Origin of the sequence: Fibrobacter sp. UWOV1, assembly GCF_900142495.1 — a bacterium.
Taxonomy (GTDB): Bacteria; Fibrobacterota; Fibrobacteria; order Fibrobacterales; family Fibrobacteraceae; genus Fibrobacter.
The window spans coordinates 140,744-164,466 of the sequence record NZ_FRBA01000005.1; the positions used below are offsets into that span (position 1 = coordinate 140,744).

16 protein-coding genes are annotated in these 23,723 nt (G+C 52.6%); 3 read left to right on the forward strand and 13 right to left on the reverse strand.

Features of this window, described 5'->3' with window-relative positions; all coding sequences use genetic code 11:
• Positions 1-45: 45 nt before the first annotated feature.
• The 6 genes from BUC02_RS08830 to BUC02_RS08855 form a co-directional block, all read right to left on the reverse strand.
• Entirely contained in the window at positions 46-1,113 is a 1,068-nt protein-coding gene (locus BUC02_RS08830; RefSeq protein WP_371340981.1) for a tetratricopeptide repeat protein, read from the reverse strand.
• Between the two features lie 145 nt (positions 1,114-1,258).
• Positions 1,259-1,840 carry an energy transducer TonB gene (locus BUC02_RS08835; protein ID WP_254794167.1) on the reverse strand — a complete coding sequence of 194 codons (582 nt, stop codon included), beginning with the start codon at positions 1,838-1,840 and terminating at the stop codon, positions 1,259-1,261.
• 182 nt (positions 1,841-2,022) lie between these two features.
• Complete coding sequence (locus BUC02_RS08840) at positions 2,023-2,427, reverse strand: ExbD/TolR family protein (RefSeq protein WP_072798016.1); 405 nt, start codon at positions 2,425-2,427, stop codon at positions 2,023-2,025.
• Positions 2,428-2,486: 59 nt separating this feature from the next.
• Positions 2,487-3,170: a MotA/TolQ/ExbB proton channel family protein gene (locus BUC02_RS08845; RefSeq protein ID WP_073321486.1), complete on the reverse strand. Its 684-nt coding sequence runs from the start codon at positions 3,168-3,170 to the stop codon at positions 2,487-2,489.
• Positions 3,171-3,223: 53 nt separating this feature from the next.
• Positions 3,224-4,837 (reverse strand): MotA/TolQ/ExbB proton channel family protein, encoded by a 1,614-nt coding sequence (locus tag BUC02_RS08850; protein ID WP_254794169.1) that lies wholly within the window; start codon positions 4,835-4,837, stop codon positions 3,224-3,226.
• Positions 4,837-5,673: a DUF3450 family protein gene (locus BUC02_RS08855; RefSeq protein ID WP_073321489.1), complete on the reverse strand. Its 837-nt coding sequence runs from the start codon at positions 5,671-5,673 to the stop codon at positions 4,837-4,839. Before BUC02_RS08855 ends, BUC02_RS08850 begins: the two co-directional genes overlap by 1 nt.
• 186 nt (positions 5,674-5,859) lie before the next feature.
• On the opposite strand from BUC02_RS08855, the gene BUC02_RS08860 reads away from it, so the two are divergent.
• The gene (locus BUC02_RS08860) at positions 5,860-6,996 is read left to right on the forward strand and encodes a S66 peptidase family protein (protein WP_073321492.1); all 1,137 of its coding nucleotides are present in this window, start codon (positions 5,860-5,862) and stop codon (positions 6,994-6,996) included.
• Here BUC02_RS08860 and BUC02_RS08865 read toward each other — a convergent pair whose 3' ends face one another.
• From BUC02_RS08865 to BUC02_RS08890, 6 genes are all read right to left on the reverse strand, one after another.
• Positions 6,997-8,640, reverse strand: coding sequence for a hypothetical protein (locus BUC02_RS08865; protein WP_139261084.1), 1,644 nt, complete (start codon positions 8,638-8,640; stop codon positions 6,997-6,999). It lies immediately after the preceding gene.
• Positions 8,641-8,764: 124 nt separating this feature from the next.
• Positions 8,765-10,174, reverse strand: coding sequence for a sodium-dependent transporter (locus BUC02_RS08870; protein ID WP_073321499.1), 1,410 nt, complete (start codon positions 10,172-10,174; stop codon positions 8,765-8,767).
• A 56-nt stretch (positions 10,175-10,230) separates the two neighbouring features.
• Entirely contained in the window at positions 10,231-12,705 is a 2,475-nt protein-coding gene (locus BUC02_RS08875) for a TonB-dependent receptor plug domain-containing protein (RefSeq protein WP_254794170.1), read from the reverse strand.
• 158 nt (positions 12,706-12,863) lie between these two features.
• The gene (locus BUC02_RS08880; protein WP_073321506.1) at positions 12,864-15,950 is read right to left on the reverse strand and encodes a response regulator; all 3,087 of its coding nucleotides are present in this window, start codon (positions 15,948-15,950) and stop codon (positions 12,864-12,866) included.
• Positions 15,951-15,970: 20 nt separating this feature from the next.
• The gene (locus BUC02_RS08885) at positions 15,971-18,895 is read right to left on the reverse strand and encodes an amino acid permease (RefSeq protein WP_073321510.1); all 2,925 of its coding nucleotides are present in this window, start codon (positions 18,893-18,895) and stop codon (positions 15,971-15,973) included.
• Positions 18,896-18,899: 4 nt separating this feature from the next.
• Entirely contained in the window at positions 18,900-19,175 is a 276-nt protein-coding gene (locus BUC02_RS08890; protein ID WP_073321513.1) for a response regulator, read from the reverse strand.
• Positions 19,176-19,299: 124 nt separating this feature from the next.
• On the opposite strand from BUC02_RS08890, the gene BUC02_RS08895 reads away from it, so the two are divergent.
• Complete coding sequence (locus BUC02_RS08895; protein ID WP_073321516.1) at positions 19,300-21,003, forward strand: putative bifunctional diguanylate cyclase/phosphodiesterase; 1,704 nt, start codon at positions 19,300-19,302, stop codon at positions 21,001-21,003.
• A complete protein-coding gene (locus BUC02_RS08900) occupies positions 21,000-21,344 on the forward strand; it encodes an Hpt domain-containing protein (RefSeq protein WP_073321519.1) in 345 nt (114 codons plus the stop codon). The genes BUC02_RS08895 and BUC02_RS08900 overlap by 4 nt, the downstream gene beginning before the upstream one ends.
• Positions 21,345-21,352: 8 nt before the next feature.
• Here the strand turns inward: BUC02_RS08900 and BUC02_RS08905 are convergent, their stop codons facing one another.
• Positions 21,353-23,722, reverse strand: coding sequence for a caspase family protein (locus BUC02_RS08905; RefSeq protein ID WP_073321522.1), 2,370 nt, complete (start codon positions 23,720-23,722; stop codon positions 21,353-21,355).
• Position 23,723 lies beyond the last annotated feature (1 nt).

Below are 23,723 nucleotides of genomic sequence, written 5' to 3' on the forward strand. Positions count from 1 at the left end.
TTAAAATATTGCCTTTGAAAAAAGCCCCTTTTTAGGGCTAGCCATTTATTTTCGCTCTAATTCCAGAATGTCGGCCTGCAGGGTGACATCGTCCGGGAAGTAGCTCTGGGCAGCGCGCAACAAGCGCAAGGCTTCGTCGTCGCGCTTTTGAGCGTGGGCATCGTAGGCCATGTTCTTGTAGCCGAATACGGCTTCGGCGTTACCCTGCTTTGCGGCAAGCTCGTAGGCGGATTCGGCGCGGTCAAGGAATTTGGCGTCGTAGGCTAGGTTCCCGAGGAAGATGGCGGCATCGCTAAAGTCGGGCTTGATTTGCGTGAGATTGTTGAGCACATCCATCGCGACAAAGGGCTTGTTGTCTTCGGCAAGAACATCGGCGAGTTTGTACATGGTCGCCGGGTCATCGGGGCGCACCCCCAACGCTTCGCGGTAGGCGGCAGCACTTTCTTCGTACTGTTTGTTCAGACGGTAAACGTCACCTAGATAAACCAGGAAGTCGATTTCTTCGGGGTGGGCGGCATAGCCTTCGCGGATCACGGCAACGGCGCGTTCAAAATCGTTAAGCGAAATATTCGCTTCGGAAAGCTGGTACACGATGCTGATGTCTTCTTTGTCGAGCTGGTATGCCTTTTCGATGGCACGCAGGGCGCCGACCGCGTCGCCGGTTTTACTGTAGGCTTCGCCTAAGTAAAGCCAACCGGAAACATTTTCCGGTTCCAGTTTCAACGCGCGGTGATACGCCGCCACGCATTCCGGATACTGCTTGAGTCGAAAATACACGCTCGCCATGTTGAAGAGCGCGGGCGAAAATGCTCCATTCGAAAAATCAATCGCCTTGCGGTAAGTGGCGGCGGCCTCGGGCAACTTTTCTAGCTGGTAATAGCTGTTCGCGATGTTGAAACTGGTCGCGACGGGGTCCGCGCCGCGAGATTCAGCCTTGCGGTAAAGCATAATGGCCTGCTTGAATTTTCCGTCGCGGTAAAGGGCATTCGCACGTTCCATCAAATCATACGCGGACTGCGCCGCGAAAGCAGGTATTGCGAAGAGTAAGGCGACTAGCAAGGAACCGCGGGCAACGAGACTACGAGAATTATAGGCAGTGAGATGCCCACGCAAGCCTCGTCTCAATTCATAAAAAATATTTATCAATTTGAACAAATTCATAAATTCCATTGGATCCTTCGACTACGTCACTTCGTGACTCCGCTCAGGATGACACCATACATTACTTTCCATTCCACATTACACACTACACATCGCATCAGTCCCTAAACTTCACTTCGAACGGTTGTTCCATGCCACAGAAGGGCACCGCCTTGCCCGCCTTTTCGGCAGGGCTAAACGTCATGCGCCCAAGAGCCTCTCGACCGGCCTGCGCAAGCCCAGAGCCAGCAGGAGATTCTTCCAGGACCTTGATGTCGTAAGCCTTGCCGCTGACATCCACGCAAAAACTGAGTCGGAGCGTCGCATCGATTTCGTTGTCGCGAATCTTGGGCGGCACCTGGAAATTCGCCATGCTGCGGCTTTCGGGTTTCTTGTCCACATCGCCTTTTTCCGTCGAGAGCGCGCCGCCACGGAAATCGGCCACCAAGTCGCGGCTGACGGCTGCGCCACCGTTACCTGAGGCAGCTCCCAAGTTCATCGCAAAGCGCGGGCCCGCCTTGGGCGAGCGGGAATTCGACTTCATGCGATTCGGCTTGCGTGCGGGCTTTTTCTTTTCCACCTTTTTCTCGACTTCGTCTACTTTCTTGATGGCTATTTCGGTCTTGTTGTATTTCTTTTCGTGAAACACCTTGCCCGTCAGGAACAAGTTCGCCATCGTCACCGAGAACACGAGAAGCATACTCGCGAGAACCGCCGCAAGCAAAATGCTAAAACGCTTGAATATTTTTTTCAAATATCTAAACATACAATCAAAAAAAATCTTACTTAGATCCTTCGACGCGCTCCGCGTGCTCCTGCGAACCTAACTCAACTACAGAACTAAAGTTCTAAGTTTCGTATAGCTCAGGATGACACTACGTGTCACTCCGCCTGCGCCGCAATCGAAACCTTCTTGACTCCAGCCAAGTTGCACATGTCAATCACCTGCACAAGCACACCCGTTTCGGCGCCCTTATCCGCAATCACGACCGCCTCGCGATCCGGAGCCTTTGCAAGCGACTGCTTCAAGATATCCTGCAAGCTCGCCAAATCCACCTGGCGTTCGTTCATGTGAATCGTGCCTTCGCGGGTAATGGCAATCAGCAAGTTTTCCTTTTCGAGTTGGCTTGCAGACTGTGCCTGCGGCTTAGTCACGTCAACACCCGTTTCACGCGTAAACGAAGACGTCACCACAAAGAAAATGAGCAAGATGAACACGATATCCATCAGCGGGCCCATTTCGATGCCCATGTCTTTCTGCTTTCTTCTCGGTAAGTTGAATTCCATAATACAATTCCTTCATTCCTGGATTGCCACGGCTTCTTCCGAAGCCTCGCAATGACGAATCACGGGCACTTACTCTCCACAAAATAATTCTCTATCACAGTCGCGCCGAGTTCCATCTTCTGGCGCAAAATTTCAACACGTTCATCCAGGCGCTGTTTCAAGAGCGTAAGCGGGAATGCGACAAGCAAGCCACTCTGCGTCGAAATCAACGCTTCGGAAATGCCATCGGCCATGAGCACTGGGTTCTGGTTTCCGTAAAGCGTAATCACCTCAAAAGTCGAGACCATGCCCGTCACGGTTCCAAGAAGCCCCAGGAGCGGCGCAGCCGTGGCCATCACAGACACAATGTGGTTTCCTTGTTCCATGTAGCGTACCGTTTTCATCATGCGCACTTGCATGTAGTCGCGGAATCCTTCGGGATTTTTCTTTGCCACATCAATCGCATAGCTCAATTCGCGGCCCAAAAGTCCGCCACGCTTGCGGAGCCTGCGTAATGCCTTCTCGACGCTCGGGGGTTCGGCATTCTTTTCGTATTCTTCGTTACCGCCGTTCAAGTCAAGACGCATGCGCTTGATGACCCTGTGAATGTCGGCACGGAAGAAATCACTCCCGATACGGAACCAGCTCGAAAACAGAAAGTAGAATCCGATAACGCCTGCCAAGAGAATCGGGAGCATGACCACGCCACCCGCCTGGTAAGTGTTCTGCAGAGATTCCAGGAATATGTAATGCGTATTGCTCATAGATTGCTTCGCTTCGCTCGCAATGACGTTTACTGTTTCGTCCGCAATGACGTTTAATCCTTCTTCCCGAAAATCCTGTTCAACAGCGAGGTGCTCTGCACATACATTTCGCTCGTGACCTTTTCTATCTTTTCGCTCAAAAGGCCGTGTAAAATCATCACCGGAATGGCAATCACAAGGCCCGTTTCCGTAGTCACCAGGGCTTCGGAAATACCGCCAGCCAAGACGCGGGCGTCGTTCGTACCGACTTCGGTAATCACGGTAAAGAGCGTAATGATACCGGTCACCGTTCCGAGCAAGCCAAGCAGCGGGGCAATCGTCCCCATGGCCGCCAACAGACCCATGCGACGTTCCAATTTCGGCTGTTCACGCAACATCGCTTCTTGCAGCGAGCGTTCGGCATCTTCACGCTTGTCGCGGGCACGGTTCAGCACTGCAAACAGCACCAGCGAAAGGCTTGTTTCCTTTTTCAGGCAAAGGTTTGCGGCATCTTCGTAACGGGATTCCTTCACGAGTGCATTCAACTTTTTGAGGAAGCGGCGGCCCAAATGTCCGCGGAAAGTCAGCACCAAGAAACGTTCCAGGCAAAGGAGCAACGCAAAGATCGCCACCAGCATGAGCGGGTACATCACGATACCGCCCTTCTTGAAGAATTCCTTGAACTGTTCAGTCATCGTGAGTTCCTTGGTATCGGTAATCGCATTCTTGATTGCCTTATTCTGGAGCACATCCAGCGGAATCACGACCGTCGGCGAAGCAGTTTCGCCAGCAGAACCTGCCTGCACCACAGCCTGCTTCACGTTTCCAGCCATTTCGGGCGGGAGCGCCGCATTCCATTCAAACACCTTGCCCTGCAAGGCGCCAGAGCGCAGCAATGCCTGCACGTCGCCGTTATCTTGCGCGACTTCGCCGAGGAACACGGTACCCAGGCGCAAGCGGTTCACGTTCACATCGGGGCGGCTCCCCACCTGCGAAGTTTCGCGGCCATAGAACTGCGTATAAGTCAGCTCATGGCGAATCAGCAAATCGTCCATGTAGCTCTGCACCGCACCAATCGTATTCGGCGTCGCCTTTTCGGCTTCGTTAGAAGCTTGCTTCAGGCGAATCAGGCGGCCATTCATGCCCACCGGGTAATCGCCCATGGCATCGCCAAGCGTCTTGTCGATCGAAAGTTTCACCTGCGTATTCAATGCCTCGTAGGCCGATTCTTCGGACTGCGCACGCTCTTCGGCTTCTTCGGTCAGGCTCTTGCTGGCCGCCACTTCTTCGCTCACGCGGCCAAGATCGGTCGAGAGCTTGGAATAGCGGGCATCCAGTTCGCGCGAGGCGGCCTGATGTTCTTCGGTCAACTGGGATTCGGCATAACGCTTGCGCCAGTGTTCGGCTTCAAGCTTTTCTAGCGAATCAGCCTTCTGCAGACGAATGCGGGTCAAAGCTTCTACTTCGCGCTGCAAGTTGCGAACTTCTTCGGTCTGCAGGGAATCCTTGATTCGTGCCTGGTCTTCGGCAGAGGCCTTGCTTTCGCCCGAACCCGACCACGGCCACGCAAATGCAGAAGATGCCGAGAGGAACAGGATTGACGCAAACAAAAATGCTCTAGATCCTTCGACTGCGCCCTGACGGGCTTCGCTCAGGATGACACCATTACACATTTTCACATTAAACATTATCTTTCACTCCCCACCACAGAAAGGCTTACGGGCAGTTTCACGACCTGAGGCGGCTTTTTCGCCTGCTTCACGTCGAGCGCGAGTTTTACCGCAGCACGTTCTTCCAGATTCAAGTCTTCGTTCCATTCGTAAACAATCTTGCCGTCCACTATCTTGCGCACAAGCGTTCCGAAAACGGTACCGTTGTCGTCGCTGTAAACCATCCACTGGTTACCAATGCGCAGAATCGACGCATTAATGAGTTCACCGTCTTTACGGGTCAGCGGGCTGTTGATGATTGCCACCTCGTCACCGAACTTGGTTTCTTCGGCAATAAGCGACTTCAGGCGAGAAAAGGCTTCTTCTTCGCTGGCGTTACCGCTTTCGATATCGCGGGTAAGCGATTTGACGCGGTCAAGCCTGCTTTCGCGTTCCCACGGGAGCGTCTGCGCGACTTGCGCCTCTAATCGCTTGCTGATGCCAGCGAGTTCTTCGCGCAGGGCCTTGCGCTTGGCGGCCACATTGTCGCTCTTGTTCTTGGCGCGGGCCTGCTTGCCACGCTCTGTCTGGAGTTCGGCGGCCACGTTCTTGATTTTCGCATTCAAGGTATCGATTTCGCTACGACGGCGTTCCGTGTCAGCCTTGTAGCGGGCCTGCAACGTCTTGTAGCGGGAATCGTCCGCCTTGAGCATCGAATCGGTCGAGGCAATCTGGCGGTTCAATTTCTGGATTTCGGAATTCAGCTTGTCTTTTTCCAGCTTCAAATCGCGAATTTCGGCGTCGCGGTCGGCAAACGCCACTCCCGAAAGGAGCATCACGACAAGCGTCAACGGTAATAATTTCAGTCGTTTCATAACTTTCCGCAATAAGTGAGACATCAAAATTACATAATTAAAACACCCGGCCAAAACAAAAGTGTTACCGATATATCAAAAAAACTTTAGCGTTTGGCCCCATCCGGCGCCCCATTCCGCCCCTTTTTAATTGACATGAACCGGCCTTCAAGGTATATTTATGTTTACAAAATTAAGAAGGTGATTATGGATATTAAAAAAATTTGCACTTTCAGTGCTATTGTTGCCCTATGTTTCCTTTCCGCCTGTAGCGACCACGGCTCTACTGACCCCATAGAATGGCCCGGCGAAAAAACGGCTCCGCTCGCCGAATGCGACGCGCCGGCCTTCCTCAAGAAAGGCGACAAAATCGCCTTGATTTCGCCCTCGTACACCACTCCCGATTCCAACATTCAAAAGACCGCCGACGTCATCAAGGACTGGGGATTCACGCCCGTTATCGGCAAGAATGTAGACAAACTCGATGCTGGCAAATACGCTGGCACCGCCGAAGAACGCGCCGATGACTTTATCGCCGCCCTCAAGGACACAAGCATCAAGGCAATCCTTGCAAACCGCGGCGGCTACGGCACCATTCAACTGGTCGACCTCATTGACCCGAAACTCGTGAAAAAAAATCCCAAGTGGCTTATTGGCTATAGCGACATCACCACGCTACACGCCATGCAGACCAAGGCTGGCGTCATGAGCATTCACGGCACCATGAGTTCCAGCATCGCCAAAACCGCAGGCAAAGACGACAACAGCACACTCCTACGCGACTTGCTCAAGGGCGAAGTGCCGACTTACAAAGTCCCCAAGCACAAGTATAACCAGAAGGGCAAAGCCGAAGGCATTCTCGTGGGCGGCAACATGACCACCTTCGTACCGCTCATCGGCGCAAGCGACATCGACGTTTTCCAGAACGACGGAATCATCTTGTTCATGGAAGAAATCGGCGAGAACCTGCGTAACATCGACCGCATGTTCCATTCCATCGAGTTGCACGGTGTCATGGAAAATGTACGTGGCGTGATTCTCGGCGAATTCGTAGATTCCGGCACCGATCTCGACTACGAAAGCACCGAAGCCATGCTTTCAAGCTACCTCAAGAAATACGACATTCCTGTCATGTGTGGGTTCCCCGCCGGTCACGACGACGTAAACCTGCCGCTCGTCATGGGTGCAAAGGTTGAGATGAACGTAACCGACAAAGGCGCCACACTCGCCTTTGACATCGGCGGCAAAAACAAAGACGTCGATACAGACAAACTCACAAACAAGACTACCCTTTCGAATGCGATTCGCCTGATGCTTTCGGGTAAGACCTTCAATATTGAATAATTACTGGCATTTCATGTGGCCGTCTTTCTGCTTTTCGCACCAGTTGTCACAAATAGCGGGGTGATAATAATTGCAAACATTCTGAACTTTGCGCTGGAGAATGCTGGACTTTTGCTCTTGCAAATAATAGCGGCTAACAAGCGCACTCTTGCACTGTTCCATATCGGGCCAGCCACGGTCTGCACACCACAACCACAAATATTCCTTGCAGCTGTTTTTTTCCGGACTTTCGATACACTGCTGATACAATCCGTAACAGTCGGCAATTTTATTGTTTTCAAAGTTGCTCGCCACGCAGTAACGCTTGAGTCCATCGGAATAGGCCATAAACTTTTCACCTTCGCCAATCGTGTCGGGCAAGAACAGCGACCACTTGGTCGTATCGAGCATCATGGCGGCCTTCACGTGCGAGGCATAGCAAGTCTTTAGATGCCGGTTATGGACTGAATCCCTATATTCCTTATACGCACGTTCATTCAGCGATATCAAATCGTCATAATAACCATCATATTCATAGTCTAAAGAAGCGCAGGCAACATCCTGATACAACCTGCACCCTCTCGAATCCCAGCTATCGGAGTTGTCACCACTGGCATTATCGCAATTGCTTAAAGCAATATGACTCATGCTAACACCGTTGCCTTCCACATACAAGCTAATAGTTGTCTTGGACATACCGCTAAACACGCCCATACCGTTCTTGATGTTTGATTCCGGAACAACACGCGAATCATTGAACGACTCCGTCACCTTCGTTTCGTAATCGACATAGGCCGCATCGGTGGAATAGAAATCCACATAGATTTCGCCCAAAGGCATCATCATGTTCATCAGGTAAAGCGTATCGAGCATGTTGTAACCGCCAACCCAGCGGTTCATGGAAAAGCCCAAATTCTCACGTCTTTCAAGCGGATCGTGCATCGCAATACCGCGATACCCTTCGTCATCTTCGCTTGTAAAGCCTTTAAGCATGTTATTAATAGTGGTCTTCTGCGATTCCGCATTCTTGATACCGTAACGCAAAATCGAAATGGCACCCGCTACTTCGCGATCAAAATCCACCGCACACTTGACAAATTCCATATCCATCGGAAATTCCAGAAACTTAACTCTAAATTCAGGATTCTTTTCGTCATAAGGGAGCCACTCGTAGTCCCCATTTTGCAAAGGAACATTCAACCCCTTGATCCTTACAGGAGTCGGAATAGTCGCCTCGGCCGTGTACCTGGATTTAGCCTTATGGCCTGAACTATCCCATTCAAAGTACGCATCCATGGTGTAGGACTTGCCCACCACGCCCATGTAATCCGAAGAAAAACAATTCGGCTTGTCTCTATAGGCCCACAAAACAATTGTCGTATCAACATCTTCGTCGTTGGTAGTCCTTTTAAAATAGCCCTTCACCGTCACGTAGGCGCTATCATAAAAGGCAAAATCCTTAGAAGACGTTTCGTCGAGTTCATAGATTTTCGAAAAACAGATTTCGGGATTTTCGTCAGCCACAATGGTGCCGTAAGTGAAAATACCCGTGTACACGTCGCGCTTTTCAGGATAGTAATCCCAGGGGCCATGAAAGTCGCTACAGGCCGCAAGGAACAATGCGGTCAAAAGCAAAGAGCAACAGATTGCAAGTTTATTCTTCATCGGGTCCTTCAAATTTACATAATTAGAACACCCAAACCCCTAAAAAGTGTTACCCACCGCAAGTAATTTTCACAAAAAAAACCGCCCCTTTTTAGGGAGCGGTTCTTCGTCGCATCGAATTGACTTATCCAAAGATTTTTGCACAGAGTTCCGGTGCAAACTTGGAAAGGTATCCCTGAATCAAGAGGATCGAAACGAGAGCCGGCAAAATCCACTTGAAGTAGATTCTGAAGGCGGCATTGTAAGGGATCTTGTAACCCTTACCGGCATTCATTTCGGCAAAGAACTTTTCCTGACCCCAACCATAGCGGCTAGAGCAGAAGATGGCGATGAACATGCCACCAGCCGGGAGCATGGTGTTGCTCACGATAAAGTCTTCGAGGTCCAGAACGCAGCTGCCGGGGCCGAACGGTTCAAAGCTCGAAAGCATGTTGAAGCCGAGGGCACAGGGGAGCGAAAGCAGGAATACGATCAAGATGTTCCAATAGGCGACCTTGCGGCGCTTGAATCCCTTGAGGTCCATCCAGAACGACACCAGGTTTTCGAAAACGGCAATCAAGGTAGACATGGCCGCAAACGACATGAACAGGAAGAATGCGGCACCGAAGAATCTACCGGCAGGCATCATGGCGAACACGTTAGAAAGCGTCACGAAGATAAGGCCCGGGCCCTGACCAGGAGACTGGTTGAAGGCAAAGCAGCTGGGAATCACAATGACGCCCGCGACCAAGGCGACGACGGTATCAAGAATACAGACGCTCGTGGCTTCTTTTGCCAGGGAATGATTCTTTCCGATGTAGCTACCGAAAATAGCCATGCTACCGATACCGAGGCTCAAGGTAAAGAAGGCGTGTGCAAAGGCGGCAAAGATAGCCTCGCCCAGACCCTTGCCCGATTGCGTAAGGCGTTCCAAAGACGGCAACAGGTAGAATTCGAGGCCAGCCGTAGAGCCGGGGAGCGTCACGGCGCGAATCGCAAGAATCACCATAATGACAAGCAAGCAGATCATCATGATCTTGGTGATGCGTTCCACACCCTTCTGAAGGCCAAGCGACACGATAAAGAGGCCAATGACAATGGCAACCGTCATCCAGAAAATCATGAGGCCCGGATTCGAAAGCATTTCGCCGAAGCCGGACGCAATCTCATCAGGAGTGCCCAAGAGGAACTTGGGATCGGTCACCATCTTGTAGAAGTAATAGAACATCCAGCCAGTAACCACCGAGTAGAAGGCCATTAATATATAGTTGGCCGAAATCAGCGGGAACTTGGCCCAGTGCCACTTGGTACCCGGCTGTTCCAGGTTGTCGAAGGCGCGGGCGATACCGCTTCGGCCTCCACGACCCAGGGCGAGTTCAGCCATCAAGATGGGCAGGCCCAGGAAAAGCAGGAAGCCGAGGTACGGGAGCACAAAGGCCGCTCCGCCGTACTGGCCGGCAATGTAAGGGAATCGCCACACGTTGCCCAGGCCAATGGCGCAACCGGCGGCAATGAGGATAAATCCGAGTCTTGATTTAAAGGTTTCGCGTTCCATAGTAACAGGAACTATAGAAAATTTCCGCAATCCTTGTCACCACGTTATACAAAATTCTAGAAATAATACTCGTAACTGAGCATAATCGGCAAGAACGGGAACTGTGTAATCTCCGTTTTTTCGGGGGGATTCTTGCCCGTATCGTAGAATGTAAAGAACATGTTTTCATGATCGGTCAAGTTGATAATCGTCCAACTAAAGTTCCACTTGCCTTCGCGGCCGATGTCAATCGCCTTCACATCGATACGGAAATAATCTGTCTGACGGGCGCCATTGCGGCTTCCCGGCACCACGACCGTTTCGTCGGAATATTCCTGATGACCGAGGTGTTCCGAGATGTAGTAACCCTTGTATTCGCTAATGGGCATGCCCGCCGAATATTTCATAATCACAGAAGACCTCACATACATATCTTTCTGTGTCGGGTGTACGGTCAACGCATCTTCCGGGCCGCGCCAGTTGATACCCAGATCCATCTTGAGGGCGTAGGGCTGGTGCCAACTCGGGAAATAGGGCTTGGTACCATCGTCCACCTTCATGACACTAATGCTCTGGCTCCAGTTTATACCGCCAAACCACCAGCCCTTATCTTTACGGAGCGAAAGTTCGTAACCGAAAGAATAGCCTTCCGCCGTACCGAATCCATCTGCCACCACAAAGTCGTCCGAAGCCGTTTCTTCGTTACTGTCGAGGACTGCCACAAACGTATTCAAGTTACTTTGAGTCTTGTAGTAAACACCCACGGTGGCGTCGTAGTCTTCCATAATGCCACGCTGGCTGTATTCGGCCGCAAACAGCCAAGAAGAAGCCGGCTTGATGTGCTTGCCCTTGGTAGTCGTAGTCGCCGGATAGTAGAATTCGTTTAGCGTTTCCTGGTCGGTATAGACAATCGAGTTCAAATACTGCAGGTAGTAGCCACCATAGAATTCCACCGTCTTGTCGTCATCGATATTGACACTGAGCGACGCACGGGGTTCTACGCCAAAATGTTCTGCGGCCGTCTGGTAATTAAAGCGCAAGCCATATTGCAACAAGTAATCGGGCGCAAGTTTCCAGGCATCTTGCAGGTAACCCACATGGTGGAACGGTTTTTGAATATCGGCAATACTAAGCGTAGACATTTGTTCGCCATAACGTTCGTAGTCGTATTCCAGTTCGTAACCCGCAGTGAGCGTATGGTTCGGAATGCCGCGGTAATTGACCCACTGCTTGCCTGCGAATGTATAAAGGTACATCTCAATCGACATGAGGTCGCTCACTTTCATGGTCTGATAAAATTCGCTGAAGGCAAGGGTCGCGTTGTAGTCCCAGTCGCCATTAAAGCGGTGGTAAAATCCGAGCGGAATCGCCACGTTGCCCCAGTCCATATAGAGCGGATCAAAACTCAAGCGGTCTTTACCGACATAATAACTGAATTTCATGCGGGTGTCGTCGCTAAAGTCGTACATGAGCGTTCCCTGCAAGTCGGTAAATTCATAATCCAACGACAAGTCAATAACGTCAAGGGCGTTCATCAAGTCGAGCATGTAACCGATGTAAGTGGTACGGCCCGCGAGAACCCAGCGAACAGGCCCCTTGTGGCCTTCAGTATGAACCTGCGCCGCAAACGTACTGATCTTGATACTGGACTTGCTGAACCATTCGTCAACGGTATCCTGACCACCTGCGCGGCCATCCATCTTGAGCACGGAACTCAAACGGTTACCGTACTGCGCCGGGAATCCACTCTTGTAGAATTGCACGTCATCGATGCCTTCGACCAGGAAGGTACTGAACAGCCCGAAGAAATGCACCGGCGAATAAACAACAGCGTTGTCGAACAGGAAGAGGTTCTGGTCGGCGGCGCCACCGCGCACATAAATCTTGGAGCTAAAATCGGAGCTGGCGACCACGCCCGGGAGCGCCTGGATGCTCTTGATAACGTCGGCTTCGGCGAGGCTGGGCATACGCTTGATGGACTTAGCCGACACTACAGATTCGCCGGGCTTACGCTTGGGGCGACGGCGCAACTGCACCACGACTTTCTTGAGTTCGGTCACCTTGGCGTTGTCGCCGCCTGCAAGGAGCGCATCCACATTGACGTCTTTATTCGCGGAATCTTCTGCCAAAGTATCTTTTGCAAGCGAGTCGGGGCGTTGCGGGGCGTCCCCGCCCCCGCTAGAAGGGGTAGCGGATGCCGTGTCAGCGGCAGCAGCGAGGGGAAGGCCTTCCCCTTCTACTATAGAATCGGGTTCTGCAAAAGCCTCGCCAAGCGCTTGCGAGAAACTGCGTTCAGCGCCAATGTACTTGAGTTCGTAGCATTTTTCTTTTTCGGCGCCCGCCGTATCGGAATTCGTAACACAAATGTTCCAGAGCGTATCTTCGGGGAGCACCACGCTAAAAGGCGCGCCCACGGTGGTTTGCAGCGCCTCGCCCGACTCCAGGATTTCGACATTGAGTTTTTCACCCGCGGCAAAGGAGGAATCCTGCACGATTCCGTTAAAAGTGATTCCCTGGGGTGCAAGCGAATCGGGCACAGGTTCTTGTGCCACGGCGGCTACACTCAACATAGCCAGCAACAAAGCAAAAATTTCAATATAACGTTTCAAAATAGCTCGCGTTCTCTCAAAAATAGCAAATAGGAGGCCCTATTTGCCATTGTAACACCCGAGGGAACGAAATGTGTTACCTTCACCTAAAAAAATATGGATTACAGCAATTCCTCGAGCGTCTCAAAGAGTACGTCGGGTTCTACCGGCTTGCTCAGGTGCGCATTCATGCCCACCTGCAGGCTCCGCTGCACATCTTCGTCAAAGGCGTTTGCCGTGAGCGCAATAATGGGAACCTTCTTGGCGTCATCGCGATCCAGCTTGCGGATGGCGGCTGTCGCTTCCAGACCGTCCATTTCGGGCATGCGCACATCCATAAGGATGGCATCGTAATAACTTTCGGGATGGTCGCGGAACATTTCCAGGGCCTTGCGACCGTTTACGGCCAGTTCCACCTGCAAGTCCCGCATCTTCAGCACTTCCATCATGATCTGCGCGTTGACATCCATGTCTTCGGCAAGGAGAACCCGCTTTCCGGCAAGTTCCGCCTTGTTCTTCGCAAGCGAGGTGTGTTCTTTCTTGCGCCGGAGGGCGTTCTTGAATTCGTCCAGCAGGATTCCCGAGAACAAGGGCTTAGAAATGAAGCAGTCCACGCCGGCTGCCAGGGCCTCGTCCAGGATGTCGTCCCAGTTGTAGGCCGTCAATATGATAATGGCGGACTCGTCGCCGGTCACCTTGCGGATTTCGCGCGCCGTCTCAATGCCGTTCATCTCGGGCATCTGCCAGTCAACCACAATCAGGTTGTAGGGCTCGCGTCTCGCGTGGCGGAGTTTTGCCATCTCCACCGCTTCCTTGCCCGTAAGCACCGTGTCGGTGAGGATTCCCGCCTTGCCGAGCACGAGTTTCGCGTGCCCCAGGGCAATCTCGTCGTCGTCCACCACCAGCACGCTCATTTCGCTCGGGTGGATTTCGATTTCGTCGTCGGTCGCCTGCTTGCGCATGCTGTCGTTGAGGGTGAGCGTCACGCAGAACGTGGTCCCCTTGCCCTTTTCGCTTTCCACATCGATCTTGCCGTTCATCATGTCGACGATACCCTTGGTAATCGCCATGCCGAGGCCACTGCTGCCGTACTTGAAAGCCGTGGTGGCGTTTTCCTGGGTGAACGTGTCGAAAATCTTGGGCAGGAATTCCTTGCTGATGCCGATACCGGTATCGCTAATCTTGAAGACGAGCGTGGACTTGTTGTCGAACGCAGCAATCTTTTCCACGTTGAGGTCGATGTTTCCGCCCTTCGGGGTGAACTTGACCGCATTGCCCAGGATGTTGATGAGAATCTGGCGAATCTTGGTGACGTCGCCGACGTAGTGGTCGTCCAGACTGCCCGCCACATGGCACGAATAGTTCAGGCCCTTGGTGCGGCTCTGGTCATCGATGATGGTGTTCACCTGCTCCAAAAGCTTGGGGAACGAGAACTCCTCGCTGTTGATCTTGGTACGGCCACTCTCGATGCGGCTCATGTCCAGAATCTCGTTGATGAGGCTCAGCAGGTGTTCTGCGGAGGAGCCGATCTTTTCCAGGTAGCCGCGCGTCTTCGACGAAATCTCGGGTTCGTGCAGCGCAAGGCTGTCGAGGCCGATAATCGCGTTCATGGGCGTGCGGATTTCGTGGCTCATGTTGGAGAGGAATATGGTCTTCGCCTTGCTCGCCTCTTCTGCCGTCTTGAGCGCATCGGAAAGCGCCTGGTTCTTGGCAAGGGAATCGCGCATTTCCTCGTCGATATCGGAAAATCCGAAACCTACAATGCGGAGCGGTGCATCCGGGGCGTCGCCGGCATTGTGCACGCCCGCCATGCGCAGCATTTCGTAACTTTCCTTGCCGCCATGGTTTGCCAGGTAGCGCAAGGTATAGATCTTGTTCTTCGCGACACCCGCGCGCACGTTTTCGGGCTGTATAAAGGCGAGGAACTTTTCGCGAGATTCCGGTGCGACAAACTTTTCGGCATAGGTTTTGAAACTTTCCAGGTAGCCGATTTCGTCCCCTTCCTTGAAAGGTGCCGGAACGGTGCCGTCCTTGCGGTAGCATATTGCCATTCCGGTATCCAGGTTCAGATAGTAGACGCTGCGGTAATCCGAGGCCAGCGCGGTAATCATGTTACGCTGTTCGTTCCTCTTGCGTTCTTCTTCCACCAACTTCTGCTGGAGCGCAAGCTGTTCTTCCAGTTTTTCCTGCTTGATGCGGCTTTCGGCATCGGCCACCTCTTTTTCTAACTTGAGTTGAGAGGTACGCCTGATTTGCATGAAGAGGAACAGGAACACGATCAAGAGCACTAGCGCGATAATTCCGGATAGCAGAAGGCTGCGTTCCAAAATGTCTTCCGAAATGGAACCGATCTGTTCAGAGATGACGCTTTCGCGGATAAGGTAGGTCAGCATCCAGTCCGTAGAATGGATGGGAACATAGTACATGGTTTCACGGATGCCGTTATACTCGAAGGAAACGACGCCCGCCTCGTGGTTCGCGAAGTCGGAGCGCATCTTTTCCATGGAGAACCCCTTTTCGAAGCTGGCTTTTTCCATGGCGGCAAGCAGATTGTCGCCGCTCGCAAGCCCACCTAGCATCAGGTTCGTAAGCGAATTGCCTGCCTTCGAGTAGATGTTGCAAAATGTAATTCCCTGCCGGTCGGATTCCAGCGAAATACCTTCCAGCATGCGGTTCATGTCGATTTCCATGAAGCACACGACCAAAACCCGACCATTAAAGGCAAGACGGTCCACAGGCACGGCAATGACAACAGTCTTCTTTTCTTCACTGTTTTTCTTTAATGAAATTTCGGATTTTGCCAGGGTCCTGTAATCGAAATTATAGAGATCAATGTCGGTACGCGTACCGCGGGATGTGTAGATGAGACCCGTAGTGTCCACGAAGGCGAACTTTTCTAGACCGTACAGTTGCTTCATGCGGAGCTGGTAGCTCTGCAAGCTTGCGGTACTAGCGAGGTCTTCTTTTGAAAGCAGGCCCACCGCCACATCCAGGTCGTTGATGTAGCCGTTCAATTTCGACGCCACCACCTGTTCGCGGCGGTTCGCGAGTTCGTTCATAAAGAGGAGCGTCACGTTGCGCACGGCCTTTTCCGTATCCCCGCTCGCATGGCGACCCGTGAAGATTGTCCCCAGCACAAGGATGATAACGATGATGGGAGCCACGATAGTAGCGACACCGACAATTCCGATTCTTTTTTTCGTTTCCATAACATTGTCCTGTTAAAGCTTTACCGCACCCACTGCGCAAGTGTTTCCGTGAGCATGCCGACATCGATGGGCTTTGCCAAGTGCGCGTTCATTCCTGCTTCTTTCGACTTCTTGAGGTCATCGCCAAAGGCATTCGCGGTCATGGCGATAATGGGAACTTCCGCCTTCTTCTTATCGGAGAGCGATCGAATCTGGCGACTCGCCTCGCAGCCGTCCATCACGGGCATCTGGATATCCATGATAATCCCGTTGTAGTAACCGGCAGGGTTCTTCTCCACCATCTCGACCGCCTGCTTGCCGTTTACCGCCATCTCGACCTTGAACCCGAGACTTTCGAGAATGATTTTTGCAAGCTCGCGGTTCACTTCCATGTCTTCTACCAGCAATAGGCGCATGTTCGTGAAATCCGCCTTGGCTGCGATGGAGATATTGCGCTCGCCGCCTTCGGGAACATCCGTGCCTGCGGCCGTCTTCAGTACCACATTCACGAAGAATTCCGTCCCCTTGCCGACTGTCGATTCAAACTTGATTGTCCCGCCCATCAACGACACCACGTTCTTTGCAATGGCAAGCCCGAGGCCCGTACCCTGCACGCCGCTGATAGTCGAGACGCGTTCCCGCTCAAAGGCATCGAACACGCGGTCTGCAAACTCGGGCGAAATACCGATACCGTCGTCCTTGACGCGGATTTCGAACGCGGCCTTGCCCTCTTCGATGCATTCCTTTTCGGCGAGAGTCACGGAAACGTGCCCGCCTTCCGAAGTAAACTTGAATGCGTTGCTGACCAGGTTCAGAATCACGCGGTTCATGCGGTTCCTATCGCAGAGCACCACCGGGTTCCTGAGGCCGTCGTATTTCACGGCAAAGGCGATGTTCTTGCCCACCATCTGCGCCTCGAACATATCGCGGATTTCGTCCATCATTTTGCGCAGGTCGGTGGGCCGCTCTTCCAGTTCCATCTTCCCGATTTCGATGCGGCTCATTTCGAGCATGTCGTTGATGAGGGCCATCAGGTACATGTTCGAAGAATCGATCTTGGTCAGGTATTTCTGGATTTGCTCGGGGGTCGCCTCCGGTTTGCGCGCCAGGTTGGTGTAGCCGATAATGGCATTCATGGGCGTGCGCAGGTCGTGGCTCATGTTCGAAAGGAAAATGGTCTTTGCCCTGTTGGATTCCTCGGCAATATGCTTTTCGTGGTCCAGTTTCTGTTCACGTTGCTGCTGCGTGCGGTAGATGTTCACCACGATGAAAATGCACAGGATAATGAAGAGCGTTTCTACCAAATTGTTCTTCAGCTGGGAATCACGGACAAGGTCCATCTGCTCTTCCATGAAGTCCTTTTCCTGTACCACCTGGGCTTCGGTCATGGGAATATGCATCTTTTTATGCAGATCCGTATGGAACTCGCTGATATGCACAATGACTTTCTCGGCCTCGTCGTTGGTGACCTGGCGTTCCCACATCACCGCCGAGAACAGCAATATGAACAGCATGGTCACCCACATGATGGCCGACTTACCGAAACGGTTCTCCTGGTCGCGCATGAACACGGCCCTGTAAACGACGAACCCCACAATGCTCCACGCCATCAGAATCATGAAGGATTCCGTAGCGATGGTGTTCATGTTCCAAAGCGTCGGCGTAAGCGGGAAGAAAAAGAAGAAGGCGGATATTACGACACCCAGGATTCCGGTAAAGTTCAGCACTGTCTTTTGTCTGCCGGTTTCACTGCGGGCAATTTTCACTATTCCCGCAGAAACATACAGGTAAATGATAGATGCACTGATGGAGGTGATGTCCACAATCCAGCCGATGGCCGTTCTCCCGAAGAACGGAATAATGCAGGAAAGGAGCATCACGTAGATAATGCCGTAGTTGGTGGCGCCGTGACGGTTGATATGCCCGAACCAAGCCGGCATCACGGAATCGTTGGCAAGGCTCATGAACATGCGCCCGAGCGAACGGTAAAGTCCAAGAAGGCTTGTGGAAATGGCCGCCATGACGGTGATGGCAAGCAGCACAATGCCGCCGTTACCGAGGGTCTTGAAAACGGCGTGGAATACCGGGACTGATTCAATGCCCTTGAGGTTCTTCAGGTTGGTAAAATAGGTTTCCCAATTGCCGGATCCAGCAGGGTTTGCCGAAACCGAAAGAAGAGCTATGAGGGCGTAGACGATCGCTCCGGTTGCAAGAGCCGCCACCATGATGGCGAAACCGTATTTTGGCTTGAAGTCATAGGTGGAAGAGGCAAAGCTCACCACGCCAAAGCCTACAAAAGCCCAGGGGGCAAGCACCAGCACGTTCACGATCTGCATCAGGGGGGAATGGTCCCTCGCGACTCCCGCCGTCGCAAAGGCCGGGCCCATATCCGAGAAATCAATCCCGCCCTTGCAGGCAATAATTGCAAACAGGCTGACCACACCGCCAAAGAATATGAGGGCAAGCACCGTATTCACCAGGCGCAGCACGTTGGTGTTCCTGCAACTGATGAACCCGAACAGAAGTATAATTGCAAGCGTGGTAAACAGCTCGCCTGCCCAGACCTCGTAGCCCATGATGGTATAACTGAAGCCCCTTTGCAGTACGGGTCCGAACAAGAAACGGATAAACAGCACAAAAGCCGACATATTGGCCCACAATACCGCCAGGTACGCAAGGGCCGTAGCCCAGGTGCAAAGAAAGGAATGGTCGTAGCCGAAAAGCTGCTTGGTAAAGGAGAATACGCTCCCCGTGCCGGGAATGCGGTTCATCATGATGTGGAAATTGTAGGCGACAACACCCATCAGCACGGCGCCAAGCACAAGGGCGATAACTGTTCCCAGGGGGCCCGCAATCGGCAGGAGCGTTGTCGCGGGCATCACGAATGCACCCCAGCCTACGGCACAACCGAAGGAGAGCGCCCACGCACTCAAAACGGACAATTTTTTGCGTTTTTCAGACAACATAACGCTACACCCTTATCCACTTCTGCAAAATTTTTGCAAGTTCCTTAAAGTCCAGCGGTTTGGAGATATGGTCGTTCATGCCGACTTCCTTCGCCTTGCGGATGTCGTCTGCAAAGGCGTTCGCGGTCATCGCCACGATGGGGATTCTCCTTGCATAGGTCGTCATGGCCCTGATGGCCGCAGTCGCCTTGTAAATAAAAAAGCCACCCGGCATATCTTCGCCGATCTGCTCGATAACTTGCAAAGCCTGTTCGCTCAGGGGAAGGTGTCGACCGAACATGGGGACCTCGTATTCTAGTAATTCTGTTTTAAAGATATCTAAAAAAATTGCTTTGTCGCACAATCCGATACCTTTTTATTTCTTTTTACATATATTTATTCACGGATAAAAGGAGTTTTCTCCAATGAAAAAACTACGCCAGATCACTACCGTCAAGAGACATGTCCTAATCGTAGACGACGAGGTGGTAAACCGAGAAATTCTGGGTAACATCCTTTCTGTGAACTACGAGGTCGAATACGCCGACAACGCCAAGGAAGCCCTCGCAGCACTCTCCAGGCAAGACAAGCGGTTCTCGCTTATCCTGCTCGACCTGCTCATGCCCGTGATGGACGGGTTTGAATTCCTGAAAAAAAGAGAAACCACCGAAACACTCAAGCGCATCCCGGTCATCGTGATGACCTCCGAAAAGGAATCCGAAGTCCGCAGCCTCAAGCTGGGCGCCGCCGACTTTATCGCCAAACCCTTCGACATGCCCGAAGTGGTGCTCGCCCGCTGCGAAAGAATCATCGAACTCTTCGAAGACCAGGACATTATCCGCCAGACGGAGCGCGATCATATTTCCGGCCTCTACACCAAGGACTACTTCTTTGAATACATCCGCCAGATAGAACTGTGGAGCAGGGACATCCCGCGCGACGCAATCGTCTTCGACATCGAGCAGTTCCATTTGGTGAACGAGTTCTGCGGAAGGGACTTTGGCGACCGCCTGCTTGCAGAAATCGGTAGCGCGCTCAAGAATGAACTCGCCCCCATGAACGCCATCGCCTGCCGTGCAGACGCAGACACCTTCTACATCTTTGCGACGCACCAGGAAAATTACGACAACATCCGCAACATAGTCCAGGGAATCCTTACAGAATTTTTCGAGGTGAACCACATCCGCGTGCGCTTTGGCCTCTGGGAAAACGTAGACCGCAACGTGGAAATCGAGGCCTGGTTTGACCGCGCAAAAGCCGCCTGCGACAAGAACCGTGGCGACCTGACCCAGGCGTTTACCCGCTACAACAACGAGATGCATTCCCGCTACATGTTCGAGGAAACACTCATCCGCGACTTGCAAAGCGCCATAGACAACAAGAACCTGGTTGTCTATTACCAGCCCAAGTTTAACATCGAAGGTGACATTCCGCGACTCACCAGCGCCGAAGCCCTTATCCGCTGGATACACCCGACACTCGGATTCATCAGTCCGGGCGACTTTATTCCGCTGTTCGAAGGGAACGGGCTTATACAAAAAGTAGACAACTTTGTCTGGAACGAAGTGGCAAAGCAAATTCGCAAATGGAAGGACGAATTCGGCGTAACGGTGCCTGTTTCCGTGAACGTGTCCCGCATCGACATTCTGGATCCGGAACTGGAAACGAAACTTATGCGCCTTCTCGAAGAAAACGGCCTTTCCCCGGAAGAATACATGCTCGAAGTGACCGAGAGCGCCTACTGCGAGAACATGGAGCGCCTTATCGAAGTCATCAAGAACTTGCGCAAGAAGGGATTCCGCATCGAGATGGACGATTTCGGCGCCGGATATTCTTCGCTGAATATGATCACAACGCTCCCCATCGACATCCTGAAAATCGACATGTCGTTCGTGCGCAACATGGAAAAGGACGAACGCAACCTGAAGCTCGTGGAACTCGTGGTGGGCATCGCGAAATTCCTCAAGATTCCTGCCGTAGCGGAAGGCGTAGAAACGCAGTCGCAGCTCGATACCCTCAAGGGAATGGGCTGCCAGATTATCCAGGGATACTTCTTCTCGAAGCCGGTCCCGCCGAAGGACTTTGTACCCTTCATCGAAAAGGAACTTGAACGCCGGAGGGGCGCATGATTACCATCGAAAAACTGAACGCTTTTGGGGCAAATACCGCCGAGGGGCTTGCACGCTGCTTCGGGAACGAGGCGCTGTACCTGAAACTCGTGGCGACCATTCCCGGCGAGGGCAACTTCGACAAGCTCAAGGATTCCATTGCCGCGAAAGACCTGAAAGCCGCCTTCGAGGCAGCCCATGCGCTAAAGGGTGTCCTCGGCAACCTCTCGCTCACGCCGATTTATACGCCGGTTGCAGAAATTACCGAATTGCTCCGCAACAATACCGACATGGATTACAAAAGCCAGCTCGATACCATCCTCGAAAAGAAGGATGAGCTCGGTAGACTTTGCGCGGAATAATTTTTCTTTTAGAACCTACCCACAGTAATGCCCGAGTAGAATCCGGGCCAGAAACGGCCTTTATGCTTTTCACTACCAAAGTCGTCGTGGTAGTTGTTCCAAGGCTTCGGCCAGAGCTTGTCCGCATAGCCAAGCGTCACCACATTCAGCGTACCGCCTACCGCAAGGCCGACACCCGGGAACAGCTTGTGCACAAAGCCTAAACGCAGGCGGTGGTGGTAATTTTCATTCGTATCGTCGCTGAACGAGACAGCTTCGTGGGCGTTCAGGAGCATGTATTCCAATTCAAAGTGGTTACCGTACTTGCCGAACTGCGTACCGATACCGTAGCCGCTTTCGTAGCGGTCTTCAAAGTGCTTGAATCCGTTACCCTTTTCGAAGGGGCGGGCCACTTGGAATGCCGTGTAGAAATAAGCCGTACCCAAGTGGAGTGAAAGATCCAGAGCTCCCATTTCGTTCAAGGAGGTGGTAGCAGACCATACACCGTTACCGACCACGCTAATAAAGCCCACCGGAGTCTTTTCGCATTGCCCGCACACGTTCACAAAACCTACCTGGCGACCCTCGGACTTGGTAGCGACATTCACGTAACCCACCTGCGTGCCGCCCTCCCAAGCCGACACATTTACAAAGCCCACGCCTACACGGGAATTGACCGCCACGTTCGTAAAGCCGACTTGAACGTCGTTGTCTTTTGCCACATTGACAAAGCCCACTTGAACATCGGCATTCTTAGCGGCATCGACAAAGCCCACCTGTACCTTGGAGCCAACACTCGCGTTCACAAAGCCAACATGAGTTCCGCTGTATTCAGAAGCGTTTACAAAACCCAGTTGTAAATAGCGCATGGTATCGAGAGCGGCATTCACAAAACCGATTTGCGCCGCTTCGGATTTTTCAGACGCCCAGTTGATATAGGACAGCTGCAGACCATCGACACTTTCGGCATAGTTCACGGTACCCGAAATCTGCGCACCGTCGATATTTTCGTTCGCGATATTCAAGAGGCCCGTTACCTGAAGGCCACGCATATCCTTGTCGGCGCTGTTCACGAACAGGCTCACCTGCGAACCGACCATGTAGTCTTTCGTCTTGGTGGCAAAGAGGCCCAATTGCACGCCCTTGCGCGGGTCATTGTCGCGATCGTAAAAACCAAACGTCGTGCGAGAAACTCCGTTGCGGTCAAGCGAATCTAGGGAGCATTTTGCCGTATCGCCATTAGCGCAAGAACGTTCGCTCTTGATTTCGCCGCGAAGAGCCGTCTTTTCGACAGCGACCGCCGTGAACTGCTTTTTGCCGAGACGCGCACGGTTGTTGTCATAAAGCGTGATCGATGCATCCTTATATTCGGCAGGGCGTTCCAAGCGTACGCTGTACTTGCCGGCAGGGAACCCGAGGCTCATGGCGCGACCGGACTTCTTGTAAAGTTCGGCGACAAGTTCACCCTTTTCGTCGCGAATGAACAAGTGACCGTCTACATCTTCGTCCAAATCAAGGCCTGCGCTCGTGCTGCGCAAATCCGTCATCACCACGTCACCGGTGCCCGCCAAGTTCATGTCGCGGCTGGGGTGCTGGGCGCCACCCATGGTGGCTTCGGTCTTCTGGAGAGTTTCATTGAAGGCAAACTGGTAAGCTTCAGAAAGCGTCACCTTGCCGTCCCCGCTTGCATCGCCTGCGCCGCGAAGGCCGCTCACCAGCGAATGCGTAAAGAAGGAACCCTTGAGCTTGTCACTTTCCTGGCTAGATTCATCTTGAGTGCTGCTGGTGATAAAGGCGTAGCCTTTCATGTCGCTGCTCTTGTCGACCATGAACGCAGGCACAGCGACACCGCCCTTCGCGCGAGTGATAGCACCCGAGCCGCAAGCATCGATCACGGCAATCTTCACGTCGGCATTCAAGGCATCCACACGCCTGCGGAATTCTTTCCAACTATAAATTTCTTCACCGAGGCGAAGTCCCTTTTCGTCGGCGTGACCACTGTAATACACCAGCACTTCTTCGCGGGAACTGGCGTCGGCGCCTTTTGCAGACTTTGCAGTGGCAAGCTTTTTATCGAGAGATTCCAGCTGGCTTTGCAAGGTCGCTACACTCGGTTCTGTCACTCGATACACATTCTGCTTGGGCACGCCACCCATCTGCGAAAGTACATTGGCAAATGCGCGGGCATCGCTTTCGGCATAGCGCAGCACCGGGCGGCCCTTACCGCCGTTATTCGCACTCACCGCGAACACGTAACGGTTAATCGCAATCTCGCCAGAATTCGCAGCGGCATGGGCATTGCTTGCAGCCGCCAAAATCGCCACCAGGCACACTAGGCAGAAAATGGCCGAGCCTGACAAAAAATCGCAGAATAAAATTTTACCCAAAATCTTTTTCATT